We start from the raw sequence: 13,117 nt of genomic DNA on the forward strand, positions 1-13,117 counted from the left end.
AGGCGTGCTGAAGGGCATCGATCCCTTGTCGCTGGGGCGAACTTTCGGCGACCTCGCCTACGAGTGAGTACCGGCTATTCATCACATTGAGCCGGGGCGGGCGTGCGGCGGCCGTGTCGAGCCGCCGGCCCCCGCCGAAGTTGCGGCTCAGCGTTCGCGGCTAGCTCCTTTCCGTCGCTCCCGGGCCTCGGCGACATCGGCGATCGCTCGCTCGGCCCGCTGGTAGCTGTGCCGCGCGACCGGATCGATCGGGATCGCTCCGATCGCGTCAGTCGGCGAATTCCAGCCGTGGCTCTGCCGGAAGTCGTCGATCACCAGCGCCGCCCGCCGCCACGACAACACGATCGCGCTATCGGATTTCGTTCTGCCCGGCCGCCGGCCGACCCCGTTGAGCAACCACTCCGGCGGGCTCTCCTCGAGCTCGCGGAGCCGTGCGGCACGCGGCGACGCCACTGGTCGCTCGTCCTCGTGGCGTTCCTCGTTGAGTTGCGCGACCCGTTGCGCGGCTTGGACGAGTAGCTGCGCCACCCGCGGACGGCTGAGACCCATCAGGTCAGCGACGTCCTGGTGGCGGCTGCTCTGGGAGTGCATCACCACGATCTCCTGCAGCAGCGGTGGGAGCTTCTTGAGCTCGTCGATCGCCGCCCGGAACTCGAGGATCTCAGCGTGCCGGTCGCGAGGATCGACCGGCTCCATCGGCAGATCCTCACCGCGGACGGCCTCGCGCTCCCTGAGATCCAGGGCGTTCAGGCGCCAGGCCTCGCGTTTGGCGACGGTCACCATCCAGCCCTTCCAGTTGCGGTCGCGATCGGGCTGATAGCGAAAGAACTCCACCCAGGCGAACGAGCACGCGTCCTCGACCACTTCCCATGACGCGTGCACGCGCGAGGCGACCGTCTTGGTCAGCTCGAAATGGAACTCGCCGTAGAGATCGAGCTCGTCACCGCGGACTCGTAATGGGGGCTCATCGCCACCCTCGTCGCCCGCGGTCCCGGCGGTAGTTGACTTGGAAACTGTCCCCGCTATGTCCCCGTCGCCGAGGACCGCCCGGTCCGCTTCTGCCCGGAGTGCCCCGTTTGCAGGCACTCTTGAGGGGTGAGCGACGGGACTCGAACCCGCGGCCGCCGGGACCACAACCCGGCGGTCCGCACCCGTTCGGCTACTCCAGCCCTCCGAGATCGACGGCCTTGAAGCCAGCCCAGGTCCGAAGGCACGCGTGCGCCGCATCGAGCAATCCAGACAGCTCTTCGGGTGCGCAGGCGTTCACGTCGCAATCGCCCAGCTCGTGGAGCGCATCGCTCAACGCGCCCCGCAAGATGTCATGGGCGACGCTCGTTGGCCACAGAACTTCGACCGCGCCGGCGTTGTGGCGATCGAGCGCCCGAAGCATTCCCTCCAGCGTCTCGACTTCTTCCGCCCATTCCGTGAGGGTGGCTGCAGTGCCAGACGCCGCGCCGGGGGCTTGCAACACGTGATGGTCGATCTCGAGCAGGAGGCGGCTGCGGATGAACGTCACCTCGCTCGCGTCCAGCAGGATCCGCACAGAGATCGGCGCGCCGAGACCGACGACCTTGGGTGCCCGAGGCCAATGATCCTCACGCGCCGCAACGCTAACTCGCTCTTCAGCCATGACATCTAAATCTACCAGTAGATTACTACCGGTAGCATGTGCTCTTGCGAGTACACCAGGTACTAAGCACGCTCCATCGCGTGCCGCCTCGCAGCAGTGTCGACCCAGCGCTCGCGAGCACGATCCGTTCGTTGCGCGAAGCTCGGAACGTTGGCCAGGAATCGCTCGCGCACGCAGCTGGTCTGAGCGTCGCGACGTACGCTCGGATCGAACGCGGCCAGGTCAACCCGACGTGGACGACCGTGCGACGCGTTGCCGACGCGCTCGGCCTGACGCTCGCCGAGCTGGGCGCAGCGATCGACAACGTCCCACGGCCGCCCGCGGACGACGCCTCATAGGCCGCTAGATGTGATGTCGCGGGTCGCCTCGGTCCTCTGCGTTGAGGCGTCGAGCGCACGCTGCGCCCAATCGCGCCCCAGCGCGTCGGTGTACGGCCCAGGGATACGGCCGGCCAGAACCTCGGCGCAGCACGCACACATCAACGCGACGAACAGTAGATCGGCGTCGCCTGTAGGAGCGGCCAATAGACGCGGAGAGACGATGTGCGTGCGCCGGGTGGAAACGAGCGCGACGAGTTCTCCACGATGCTCGATCGGAACGAGAACGGGCAGCTGCATACCCCATAGAGGGCTACGGCTGAGAAAGTGGCCCCGTCAGCGCTCGCGCGAGCGTTCTTGTTCGCGCTCTCGCTCACGCAGGCCGTGAAACTCATCCAGCGCCTTGGTCGCAGCGGCATGCGGCGCGCGGAGTATCGGGCTCGCCGGCGGATCAGCGGTCATCGCCGCAAAACCCTCGGCACCTGCGACCCGGCGATAGTCATCCAGCGCCAGCGCGGCCCGTCGCCACGCCCGTTGCTGCACCGGCCGACCAGCGACCTTGCGCGAGAGCCGGACCTGCGGACCGATCTTCTCCACCAGCCACTCGGGCGGGCGCTGCTCAAGCTCCCACAGCCGCTCGGCACGCGGCGAAGGATGACCCCGCAGACGCGCCCGCTCGGCGAGCAGCTCGCGGATCTGATCGTCGACCTGCACGCCAATCTTGTGCGCCCGACCGGTACTGACGCCCGTCAGCTCACCGATCTGGCGATAGGTATGCCCGAGCGCGCGCAACAGCGCAACCCGCTGCAGCCGCGGCGGAAGCTTGGACACAATCGTCAGCGCGTCCTTGACGTCGTTGCGGATCTCGATCTCCTCCAACGGCGAGACACCGTCGTCGACGACCTCGACCTCGTGCAGCGCGTTGAATTCGTGCTTGTTGTGATCAAGGCGCCCGCGCTCGAGCCGCCACGCCTCTCGCTGCGCGACGCGGAACAACCAGCCCTGCCAGTTCCTCTCGCGCGAGGGCTGGTGGCGCATGAACTCCGTCCAGGCAAACGCGCACGCGTCCTCGATCGTCTGCGGCGTCGTGTCACGCACCGAACGGTCTATGGACTGCATCAGGTCATTGTTGAACGCGCGGAACAGGTCCGCCTCATCGCCGTGCGCGGGCGGGAATTGATCGGAATCGGCCATCTCAGCGGCTCAAGCCGCCGAGCCACCGATCCGGGCAAAGTTCTTCGCGCCCTCAGCATCCGACCACCACGCCGACTACGCCGGCAGCCGCCGACTCACCCACGCCCCGACGAGTCCCGTGCTGCTGACCTCCAGGAGTCCGTCGAGCTCGTCATCGGTGAACGAGTCTTCCGGGTGCAGGAGCTCCCCCAGCCTCGAGAGAGCCGCGTTGGTTGCCGCCTCTCGGACGTGCTCAAGCGCACCCGCCGCCGAGAATCGCTGCGGTTGCTCCGGGACACGTCCGCTCGCCAGTCGCTCGGTCGCGCGTGCGACCGAGCGGAGAATCGATTCTTCGACCCGCTGCCCGCTCCAGTCCGCGTGCGCGCTCGCCGCCGCGGCGGCGATCAGGAGCCAGCCGGTTTCCGGCGATTGCTGTAGTGCCGAGCTGGTGTTGCCCGGCCCGGCCCGTCGCGTCTGGCGCGCGCGATCAAGAGTCCGAGCAGCTCCTCGAAGTACATCCCGTCCGTCCCCCGCGGCGGCGCGATCGACAGCAGCACCGTCGCGTCATCGGCAAGCTCCGTCAGCTCCTGCTGCAGCGCCAGGCTGAGCTCGAGATCCATCTCCGCCGGCACCATCCACTGCAAGATCATCGACGCGGCCAGCGAGCACGCCATCTCCAGCCCCTCGCGCAACGTCTCGTCGACCAGCAGCGTGTCGAGGTTGTCGATCGCGCTCTCCTCCGGCCGCGCCCGCAACTCAGACACCGGGGCCGCGTCATCACGCTCCGCCCGCTGAGCATCGAGCAGATCCCGAACCATCTGCCGGATCTGCGCCTCCGTCCACGGCTCCTCAGCCACCAGCTGCGCGGCCGCGAGCAACCGGCCGGCGAGACCGAACCGCACCGCGATCGTCGGGTCGGACACCTGCGCATTGACGTCCCCCAGGTGATCAAACAGCGCATCCACGCTCTCCCCCACCCCACGCAACTCCTCAAGACCCGCTCGATACGCCGCCAGCGTCACCGCCTCGATCTCATCCACCCGCGTCATCTCAACGTCCTCGCAGCATCATCGCGTCCCTACCGCTCGTGCCCGCGGCTGCGGACCGCCGAGTGCTCCGCAAGCGCACGCACGACGCGAGCGTGAAGCTGGCGAACCGTCGGTTCCGGCGGCGCCTCCGCGCTGAGCGCCGCGAACTGTTCGGGACCGACGGCTTCGCGGTAGTCGTCGAGCGCCAACGCCGCCCGCCGCCACGACCGCCGCTCGGTCTCGACACCGTGCTTGTGCGACGGCCTCCGTGGCGACCCGATCCGGTCCACCAGCCACGGCGGAGGTTCGCGCTCGAGCTCCCACAGCCGCTCCGCCCGCGGCGATGACTGCCCGTCCGCGCGTCGCTGCTCGATGAGGATTTCGCGGATCTCTTCTTGCGCGCGCACGAGAAGCCGATCGACACGAACCTCGCTCTCGCCCGTCAGCGTGGCGATCTCGGGGTGCGTGAACCCGAGCGCCCGAAGCAACGCCACCCGCTGAAGCCGCAGACCAAGGCGCGACAACACCGACAACGCGTCCACGACGTCCCGCCGCAGCTCGATCTCGTCAACCAGCGAGACCGTCTCCGCGAGCTCGGTCGAACCTAACGCGACGACGGACGCCGCATCGCGCCGAGACTGGCGCGCCAACCGCCACGCCTGCCGCGCCGCCGTCCGAAACAGCCACCCCGCCAATTCGACCCGCGATCAGGCTGGTAGCGCATGAACTGCGCCCACGCGAACCCGCACGCCTCGACGATCACCTCCGGATCGTCATGAACGACATAGCCCCCGACCCTCCGGACGAGCTCGTCATTGAACCCACCAAACAACTCGGCCTCATCACCACGAAGCCCCACCACACGATCCCGATCGGCCATAACACCGACCAAGCCGCCGAACCCCGCAAACGGGCAATCCGGTTAGACCACGCGAACCTGTCGCTTTGAGACCCCTTGCGGCTTCGTTGACGTTGATCTGTGCTGCTCGCCTTGGGTTGCGTTCGAGTTAGCGACACCGCGGCTCGAACTCAGCCTGGAATTGTTGCCATGGCGGCGCGACAGTTCCGGCGTGTTCTGTTCGATCCGGACGAAGGAGCCCGGATCAGCGCGACATTTGCCGTGGATGCCGTCGGTCGTGACGATCGGTGTGTCGCGCGGCGATGCGCACAAGACGGCCATCGACGGGGTGAGGGAGTTGCTCGCGGCCGAACCCAAGCGACAGGCCGGCGCGGACCACGAAAAGCGTCCGCCTCGACGTCTCGGTCAGGCCCGCCGTTCAGCGAGAGACAGGTCGCGGGCGCCCGAAGTCTGCAGCGTGTCCGGCGCCCGAGCCCGCGTAGTGCACTCTCTCCCGCGGACTAACAGGTCGAACAAGGTCATGTCGAGGCGTGCGGAGACGGGCCGTTCCCTCGCGAAGACGGCCAACAGTAGGGGTCTTCTCTTCTTTACTTCGTCATCAAACGGCAACTTCACGTGCCCGGGAGGCACCGCCTGGCTATCGCGATGACGGGAGTGGGCGAGCGGGCTCACGACGTTTATGGGGCAATGCCGACATCGGATCCGACGTGCTCGACTGGGTCGGAACCGGTAGCCGCCATGTCCTTTCAGTTGCGGCCGCGGGCGACCTGATTGGCAACGTGCCCGGCGGCCCGCCTACCTTCGGCGCGGGTTTTGTGTCGCGTTCAAGCAGTCCGGTCGCCGGGCCGAGCAGGAACCACGTGAGCAGCACCGCGAGCGCGAGGATTACCTCGTTCCGCGCTGCCTCCTGCAGGTTGACGATCCGCTGGGTCCGGCGGGTGTTTGCCTGGGCGGCCTCGACGGCCACCTGTGCGAGGTGCTGCGTGGGCGACGGCAGACCGGCGGCGAACTCAAGGTCGGCGACATCAATCGTGGACCGCTTCTGCGGACCCACCAGGTAGAGCGGGACGGCGAGCGACCATGCCGCGTACCACAGAGCCAACCCGAGCAGTGCTTTGCCGATGAGCGTGGCGTCATCGCCGGCCTCGACGATGGCGGCGCCGATTCCGGCGGCGATGATCGCCGACACCGTGACTAGTCCCGGCCCTTTAGATTCGAGGCTGCGCAGGCGGTCCTCGCTACGCGTTAGCAGCGCGTTGGCCTCTTGCTGAGCCCAAGGCGCCTCGGGCAGATTTGGGACGTCGAGCTCGTCGCACAGATAGAACCGGTTGACGTACCAGTTCGTCGCCGTCGGGAACACGTATTCGAGCGGCTCCCATAGGATCACCGACTGCCACCAGTTCGGTCGCCTGTGGGTCACTGGGTGAGCTCTGCGGCGATCGCCTCGGCGATCGGAAGGCCGGCAGCGTCGAGCCACCCCCACTCGCCGTTGGGGTTGAGCTCGCAGAACCAATGCTCGCCGTCAGCGTCGACGAGCAGATCCACGCCCGCGAAGAGCAGACCCAGGTCGGCGACGAGCAGCACGCAGCGCTGCCGTATCTCCGGCGGCAGCTCGTATGGCGCCCACATCGGGGTGTCGGCCAGGCGCCAATCAGGTTCGTCGATCGTCGCGTCGTCGGTGACCGCAGCGAACGCCGCCGTCCCGACAACGGTCACGCGAACGTCGCGCTTGGCCTCGATTCGCTGCTGGAATGCCAGCGGGGCGGGCGCGAGCGAGTCGGGCCGTGGGAGCCCGGCGGTGCCAATCGCATGCGCGAAGACGAAATGCGAGGTGTCGTCGTGCTCCCAGTACGCCGTAGCCGTGGGCTTGGCGATCCCGTGGCCCCCGTGCGCCACAAGTCGCTGCTCGGCGGCGATCACGTCGTTAGTCCACGTTGTCGCCGGAACGCGGAAGCCGGCGGCAGCAGCGGCGACGAGCTGGCGGGCCTTGTCGTCTGCGACGCGAATAGCACTCGGGCGGGACATCCAGCGAGGACCGTCGACGTGCTGCAGCGCGCTGATCAGCGTGAACTGGTGGGCGCAGATCACCGCCCACTCCTCATCGGCAACGTCGCGAGGCGTCGCCGCCGACTCCGGACGACGCCACCACACGCCGCTGCAGCCTTCGCTATGAAGTCGACGCCCATGGCCCTCGAGGGTCCACGCCCGCCCCGGCTCGACGGCGATCCGCCAGGACTCGAACCGTTCGGTATTGAGCCGCACGACGCCGTGATCGCGCCGCACGAGCTCGCGGACGACGAGGTCGGCTTCGACGTCGTGCTCGTTGGTAACGATCAGGACGCCGCGATGACTCACAGCTTCTGGTCCTCACCGACCTCGCGGTCGGCCTTCTTGGTCTGCGAGCGCTGATCGGTGTCGATCACCGCGATGTAGGGCTCGGCCAGGTAGGTCATCTGGGCCCCGTCGTCGTACGTGACGCCCTGCAGCGGCTCGCGTGCGCCGCGTTGTTCGGTGGCGAGGTCGAGCAGCCATGGGCGCCCGCCGCTTTCACTATTTGCCATGACGTTGACGCTATCGGCCACATCGGACTGCAGGAACCGATTGATACGGGAATCCGCCCGTGTTTGCGGGCGGCGTCACTGCCGGCTCCTTGGGTCAGTCTCGCGGAGGGTCCGGCGAACGGGATTCGAAACACGGCTCCCAGCCGTGCACGCCACCGACGGGCGGCAGCCACGCCAGCCGATTCTTCACCTTCTCGTGAAACTGAGGGCCGGCGACCGGCGTCACCACGCCTCAGCACTGAGCGGTACGGTTCCGCCTCGATGACGGTGCAGAATTCGGAGCTGTTCGCGGCGGTGAAGGCGGTCGTGCTCGACGCCCGGGCAGTTGTCCAGGAGCATCTGGCCGCTGGAAAGTTCGTGCCGACGTTCTCCGACTGGATGAAGATCGACCACTTCAAGTCCGGCTTTCCGCATCTCGTGCGGGACTTCGACGCGAAGGTGTTCCGCTTTGGGGAGTTGCTCGGTCCACGTCCGAATACATGGACTCCGTACGGCTACGAGGACTGGGAATCGTTCAAGGAGCTTCTGGCCATCGTTGAACGCGACGATCGCCTCGGCTCATACTTCGGCGCCCACGCACAGGCCAATGTGCCCGACAACTTCAAGCGCCTGTTTTTCCTGATCAATGTCGGCGAAGTGCCGACACAGGTCTTCGAGAGGACGGTGCACCTCCACGGTCCAGACTTCCGCGAAGAGGACATCGAGCCCATCTACGAAGAGGTCGAGACCGCGATCCTCGTTGAACAGCTACCGATCGCCATCGTCGTCCCGATCGCGTTGACGCACTTCGAGACACCGAGCGTTCTGCCTGTCGCGGACAACGTCGTCATCGCGAAGCTACTTGATGACCTGCAGCTCGCGCGAGCGCGAGGATCTAGCTCAGGGGCGACGGTGAATCAGACTGTCGTCAATGCGGCGACGCACGCGCTCGTGCTGCTCGGATGGCAGATGACCTCGCCGAATCCGTTCCAGCCGGGGCCGTCGGACATGGGTTGGTATCCCGCCGAGATCATCGATCGCTTCTTCGACGCGCTTCGCGTGGTCACCGGCCTCGAGACCGGATACGCGCAGGCCTTCGTGCGGCCGCAGGGATGGGCGCGCAGCTACACCGCCGATCTCCCGCCGGTTGTGAATGGAATCGCCGTGCGGCGCTACCCAGCGCCTTTCGAGCGATACGGGTGGCTCGATGCTCGTCCCCCCGTAACCGATGACCAAATTGCGGAAGTTGCCGCCCTCTACACCAACCTCGCGAACGCACCGGACGGCGGCACTCTTCCCCTCGCCGCCGGCCGACTGAGCGACGCGATGCTCCGCGACAACGACCGTGACTCCATCCTTGACCTCGTCATCGGCCTCGAGGCGATCCTCGGCGACCAGACGACGACCGAGGTCACGCACAAGCTGGCACTACGCGCGGCAGCGGTCCTCGCGCGTCTCGATGAGCAGGCCGCCGATCCGAATCAGGTGTTCGCGGCGGTCAAGCACATCTACGGCTATCGTTCCGCAGTAGCCCACGGAAACGCGAGAAACGTCGCCAGGAAGCAGAGCATCCAGGTCGGCGAGCAAGAGATTCGCACCGTCGATCTCGCCACCACCTATCTCCGTCGCGTGATCGATGCGCTCGCGCGCCGACCAGAACTCGCCGGCGGTGCGGACATCGACCGTCACGTGATCCTGGACGCGCTTACGGTAAAGGAATAACGCGCCCCGGCCGAAGTCGGGACGCACCCGCCAGATAGTTAGCCGCTGGTCCGTGCGCGCCAGCAGTGCCATCCACTCCTGCTGGGGTGGTCGCGCGGTTGGCTCTTCCGAGGCGGCGGCTCGAGTCACACCGGAAGGTCTTCCGTAGCGACCATCGCGATCAGGACTTGGCGCACCGCTTCGATGACGTCGGCTTGATCGAGCTTGCGAGCGACCGACCCAAGGACCGGCGTATCGCAGGAACGTCCGGAGGTATCGGTATTCAGCCGGGGGTCGATGACCGCCTCTGACGATCCGATTTGGTTTCGTGAGCTCAAACCGGCCCTGCTCGAACGCTGGAGACGGCCCGCATCAATGGGGGTCGACCTCGAGCCGAGCGACGTCGCCGATGAGTTTGCGGAGTGGGTCGACGATGACTCTCGTTGGGCAGCGCTTGGCAGGGGCGACCGCGATTGGCGCTCGCTCTTGGGCGACGTCGTCGCGTCATGGTCGTTGCTGGGAGCGCATCTCGAACGTGTGATAGCTGCCGCGCCGCATGTCGCGGCACTGGAACGGGTTCTCGCGGCGCAACGGGTCAAGGAGGGTCTGCATCGGAGAGCGATCTCCGATGCCGCGGCGCATTTGGCCGGTGGCCTCGTCCAACCCGGCACGCTACTCGCTGCGTTCGAGGACCTTCTCGAAGCGGCGGAACAACACGTCCGTCCCGGCTCGCCCGCGCCGGCGGTGCGCTGGCACCTGGCGCTTTTGGCCTCCGCTGGCGAGCGACATGGACACGATTGGTCGGTCGTCGCCGACCGGCTTCGTAACGCCGTCGAGTGGTTTCCCGACACTCCGTTCGAGAGTCGGCTTGATACCGCCCGTACCGCACTTCAGGCCGATGCGAGGCAGGGCCGATCCGTTGTCTGGCTGTGCGTCGATCATGCCTCAGCGTCTGAACCGTCCTCCGACCCCCGCGTCGAGCTCTTTGACGGAGACTGGCTACTCGCGGTGCTCGGCGTGTGGACTGGACAGCGGGCGGGAGTGCCGCCGGAACTGGCGGCCGATCCCGAGGTATTGGCGAGGGCGTGGCCTCGCCTTCACCCTGAGCAACCGGTCCAGGAGCAAATCCCCGTCGTGTTCGCGCGCGTCGATCTCGGGGACGGCCCTACGGCCGGGGCCCGTGATCGAGCGCGGGACACGCTTGAGCTACTCCTCGCTCGCGCATCGGTTCTGCAAGGTGGCACAAATTGGCGGATCAGCGGCAAGGTCATCCATTTCGTCGACGGCGATGCCGTGTTCGAGTCGTCCGGTCCGGTTGGCGACCCCGACATCTACACGCGACTAAGCCGTACCGACGTGATCCGCGACCCGACAGCGGAAACCATCAAGCGAGAGCTCCCCCGCCTTCGAGCCCACCTCCCAGTGACTGATCGCCGGCTACGCGCGGCGCTTCAACTCAACCAGTGGCTCCACGACGCGCGGCGGACCGGTCCGCCGGCCCGGCTCGTGCTCTCGAGCCGAATCATCGAGCAATGTGCGCGATGGGCGGATCTCAGCCCTCCCGCATTCGTGGCTGACAACCTCGCTTGGTCTTGGTGCTGGGCGCAGGTCGCCGACGAGCTCGAACGCGCTGGTCGCGAGGCGGTGGACAATATGCGTGGGCACAGCGGAGCCACCACTACACCAGAGGAGCGTGCGGCCTTCCTGAAGGTGAGCGCGGAGATCTTCCGACCGGACCGCGACTCGTGGCGCCCGCGCGTCTACCCGTGGAAGGTCCTCGAGAGACTCAGCTGGCTCATCGCGCGGTTTCCCCCCGACGGCTGGATCGGAGATTGGCTCATCGACCTCAGCGCACGGACGGCCGACGGATCGACCGTCTTCTCCTGGCTCAAGCGACTCGAGTCCGAGTTCACGACGCAACATGCCAGAGCCGTGCGCACCCGCAACGTCATCGTTCACGGTGGTCCTCTGCTTCTTCCGACGGCCCACTCGATCGTTGGCTTCCAAGACGAGGTCGCCGCGCACGCGCTCGAATCCACGATGGACGCCCTGCTTCGCGAGACAACGGTTGTCGAGCACTTCGCGGAGCAGCGGCGGCGCTACAACGACGCGCTCGAGACGCTGCGGCTCGGTGGCGACCCGGCGAAGGCGTTGCGAACACCGCTTGGCGACTGACGTCCAGCGTCGCAATGGTGACGGCGCTCTGGCGAGTCGCCGTTCGGTTCCTCCCAAAGACCCTGGTCTCCTATCGCGACAACACCCGTGACAACATCCAGATCGTCCAGAGCGTCCAATGTGTTCCCTCGCGTGGAAAGAATCGACCGCATAGAGCAAAACGGCACGGATCGGGCAGGTGCGAACCAGGTTGAGGGCCTGGTCCGGGATAACCGGGTGGAGGTTCGAGTCCTCTTCGGCGCATCGCAGAAAGCCCCGCTACGGCGGGGCTTTCGTCGTTCTCGGCCGACTCTGTCCCGCGGGGGACAACATTCCGTGACAACGCCTCTGGCAACTGGGGAACAACCCGTGTTCCCCAGTGTTCCCCACCACTGGGAGGCCGCCATGAGCGTGCACTACGAACGAAACCGGGACCGCTGGGTCGTCCGGTGGCGCGAAAGCGGACGGCAGCGATCGCGGACGTGCGCAACGGAGGCCGAGGCGCAAGAGTTGGATTGGACGCTGAACCCGCCGGATGCCTCGCGCGACGTCGTCGAGGAAGCGCGGTTCAACGATCCGAGACCGTCGCCCGGCGACCAGTCGGGCGTCTACGCCTATGCGACCAGTGCCGGCACTCGCTGGCGCTTCGTCTACCGGCAGTCCGACGGACGGCTCACGACCCGTCGCGGCTTCACCAGTCGCAGCGCAGCCTTGACCGCCCGCGGTATCGCCCTCGAAGAGGTCCGACGCGGCGAGATCCGCGCCACGCCCGACACGTTCGGCGAGTTCTGGAAGAAGCTTCTCGAGGCCAAGCGCCCGTACATCACGCCCGGCACGCTGCAGGATTACGCGACGCACGGGCGCAAGCGGCTCTTGCCATGGTTCGGCGAGCTTCGACTTGTGACGGTGTCGTACAGCAACCCGTGTCGAATCGGCTCGGCCGCGTCCGCGGCGCCGCGCGACTCCTCTTCGAGCTGACGGCGCTGTTCGGTGTAGGTCGCCTCGAGCTCAGCGAGCCGGCGTCGTGCGGACGCCTCGGCCGGCGTCTGCAGAGAGTCGATCACGACGCCCGGCGCCCGCACTCGTCGCAGTGCTCCGGGTACGTGTTCAGCAAGCGCGCGGGTGACCAGCCAGTCCAGCACGGTGTCCGGATCGGTGGCATCGGGGATCACGTACCAGCGCTGGTCGCCCATCCGGCGGCGGAGGGGCCAGGGTCCACTAGGCGATTGACCGGCCAGAACTGGTGGCGTCCCCGCGGCCCAGACCGCGTGCGGGCTAGCTGTCTTGTCGGTCCTTCGCAGAAGCGGAGCGTTTGCGTCCGGCGCCCGCCCGCGGCGGCCCCGGCGGGTCGACCTCGGCGAGGCGGCGGATCTCGCGGGCAACGGCGAGCAGGTCGTGGGCGGTGTGGACGGCCTGCTCGGCGTAGTCCAGGTCGTCGAGCACAGCGCGGATCAGGGCAGCCTCGCGGACGTACTGCGACACGCTGATCCCCTGCGAGTCCGCCGCGCGAGCGATTGCCATATAGCCCCGGTCGCCGAAGCGGATCGTCGTCGCGTGCAGGGCCACGAGCGGGAACTCTACCGACGGCGCGGGCTCCGGCTTGTGGCGGGCGTGGACGAGTGTCCGATCACAGGTGAGGAACTGCGCGGTAACGTATACGCCATCGCGATAGCGCATGCGTCATCGGATCCTTGGGCCGTTTCCCAGCGCCGGAT

Annotated in this window: 13 protein-coding genes; 4 read left to right on the forward strand and 9 right to left on the reverse strand. The window is 67.1% G+C overall.

Features of this window, described 5'->3' with window-relative positions; genetic code table 11:
* Positions 1 to 147: 147 nt before the first annotated feature.
* Positions 148 to 1,086: a sigma-70 family RNA polymerase sigma factor gene (locus tag OM076_RS13650; RefSeq protein ID WP_270040532.1), complete on the reverse strand. Its 939-nt coding sequence runs from the start codon at positions 1,084 to 1,086 to the stop codon at positions 148 to 150.
* Between the two features lie 73 nt (positions 1,087 to 1,159).
* Complete coding sequence (locus OM076_RS13655; protein ID WP_270040533.1) at positions 1,160 to 1,630, reverse strand: hypothetical protein; 471 nt, start codon at positions 1,628 to 1,630, stop codon at positions 1,160 to 1,162.
* Positions 1,631 to 1,710: 80 nt separating this feature from the next.
* Between OM076_RS13655 and OM076_RS13660 the strand changes: the two genes are divergently transcribed.
* On the forward strand, positions 1,711 to 1,968 hold the full coding sequence (locus OM076_RS13660; protein ID WP_270040534.1) for a helix-turn-helix domain-containing protein: 258 nt from the start codon (positions 1,711 to 1,713) through the stop codon (positions 1,966 to 1,968).
* A gap of 315 nt (positions 1,969 to 2,283) precedes the next feature.
* On the opposite strand, the gene OM076_RS13665 is transcribed toward OM076_RS13660, so the two are convergent.
* The 6 genes from OM076_RS13665 to OM076_RS13690 form a co-directional block, all read right to left on the reverse strand.
* The gene (locus OM076_RS13665) at positions 2,284 to 3,141 is read right to left on the reverse strand and encodes an RNA polymerase sigma factor (protein WP_270040535.1); all 858 of its coding nucleotides are present in this window, start codon (positions 3,139 to 3,141) and stop codon (positions 2,284 to 2,286) included.
* Between the two features lie 383 nt (positions 3,142 to 3,524).
* Entirely contained in the window at positions 3,525 to 4,160 is a 636-nt protein-coding gene (locus OM076_RS13670) for a hypothetical protein (protein ID WP_270040536.1), read from the reverse strand.
* 38 nt (positions 4,161 to 4,198) lie between these two features.
* Complete coding sequence (locus OM076_RS13675; RefSeq protein ID WP_270040537.1) at positions 4,199 to 4,798, reverse strand: hypothetical protein; 600 nt, start codon at positions 4,796 to 4,798, stop codon at positions 4,199 to 4,201.
* Positions 4,799 to 5,644: 846 nt separating this feature from the next.
* A complete protein-coding gene (locus OM076_RS13680; RefSeq protein ID WP_270040538.1) occupies positions 5,645 to 6,394 on the reverse strand; it encodes a hypothetical protein in 750 nt (249 codons plus the stop codon).
* 29 nt (positions 6,395 to 6,423) lie between these two features.
* Positions 6,424 to 7,362 carry an MvdC/MvdD family ATP grasp protein gene (locus OM076_RS13685; protein ID WP_270040539.1) on the reverse strand — a complete coding sequence of 313 codons (939 nt, stop codon included), beginning with the start codon at positions 7,360 to 7,362 and terminating at the stop codon, positions 6,424 to 6,426.
* Complete coding sequence (locus tag OM076_RS13690) at positions 7,359 to 7,568, reverse strand: hypothetical protein (protein WP_270040540.1); 210 nt, start codon at positions 7,566 to 7,568, stop codon at positions 7,359 to 7,361. The genes OM076_RS13685 and OM076_RS13690 overlap by 4 nt, the downstream gene beginning before the upstream one ends.
* Positions 7,569 to 7,829: 261 nt before the next feature.
* Between OM076_RS13690 and OM076_RS13695 the strand changes: the two genes are divergently transcribed.
* From OM076_RS13695 to OM076_RS13705, 3 genes are all read left to right on the forward strand, one after another.
* Positions 7,830 to 9,269: a HEPN domain-containing protein gene (locus tag OM076_RS13695; protein ID WP_270040541.1), complete on the forward strand. Its 1,440-nt coding sequence runs from the start codon at positions 7,830 to 7,832 to the stop codon at positions 9,267 to 9,269.
* Positions 9,270 to 9,545: 276 nt separating this feature from the next.
* Positions 9,546 to 11,423, forward strand: coding sequence for a hypothetical protein (locus OM076_RS13700; RefSeq protein ID WP_270040542.1), 1,878 nt, complete (start codon positions 9,546 to 9,548; stop codon positions 11,421 to 11,423).
* Positions 11,424 to 11,555: 132 nt separating this feature from the next.
* Complete coding sequence (locus OM076_RS13705; RefSeq protein WP_270040543.1) at positions 11,556 to 12,380, forward strand: hypothetical protein; 825 nt, start codon at positions 11,556 to 11,558, stop codon at positions 12,378 to 12,380.
* 297 nt (positions 12,381 to 12,677) lie between these two features.
* Here the strand turns inward: OM076_RS13705 and OM076_RS13710 are convergent, their stop codons facing one another.
* Positions 12,678 to 13,079, reverse strand: coding sequence for a hypothetical protein (locus OM076_RS13710; protein ID WP_270040544.1), 402 nt, complete (start codon positions 13,077 to 13,079; stop codon positions 12,678 to 12,680).
* Between the last annotated feature and the right edge of the window lie 38 nt (positions 13,080 to 13,117).

The sequence above is a fragment of the Solirubrobacter ginsenosidimutans genome, from assembly GCF_027587205.1.

Excerpts from the sequence above, each read along its gene's own strand:
- OM076_RS13700 (WP_270040542.1), top strand. The coding sequence starts at position 9,546 with ATGACCGCCTCTGACGATCCGATTTGGTTTCGTGAGCTCAAACCGGCC.
- OM076_RS13665 (WP_270040535.1), bottom strand. The coding sequence starts at position 3,141 with ATGGCCGATTCCGATCAATTCCCGCCCGCGCACGGCGATGAGGCGGAC.
- OM076_RS13695 (WP_270040541.1), top strand. The coding sequence starts at position 7,830 with ATGACGGTGCAGAATTCGGAGCTGTTCGCGGCGGTGAAGGCGGTCGTG.
- OM076_RS13690 (WP_270040540.1), bottom strand. The coding sequence starts at position 7,568 with ATGGCAAATAGTGAAAGCGGCGGGCGCCCATGGCTGCTCGACCTCGCC.
- OM076_RS13655 (WP_270040533.1), bottom strand. The coding sequence starts at position 1,630 with ATGGCTGAAGAGCGAGTTAGCGTTGCGGCGCGTGAGGATCATTGGCCT.
- OM076_RS13710 (WP_270040544.1), bottom strand. The coding sequence starts at position 13,079 with ATGCGCTATCGCGATGGCGTATACGTTACCGCGCAGTTCCTCACCTGT.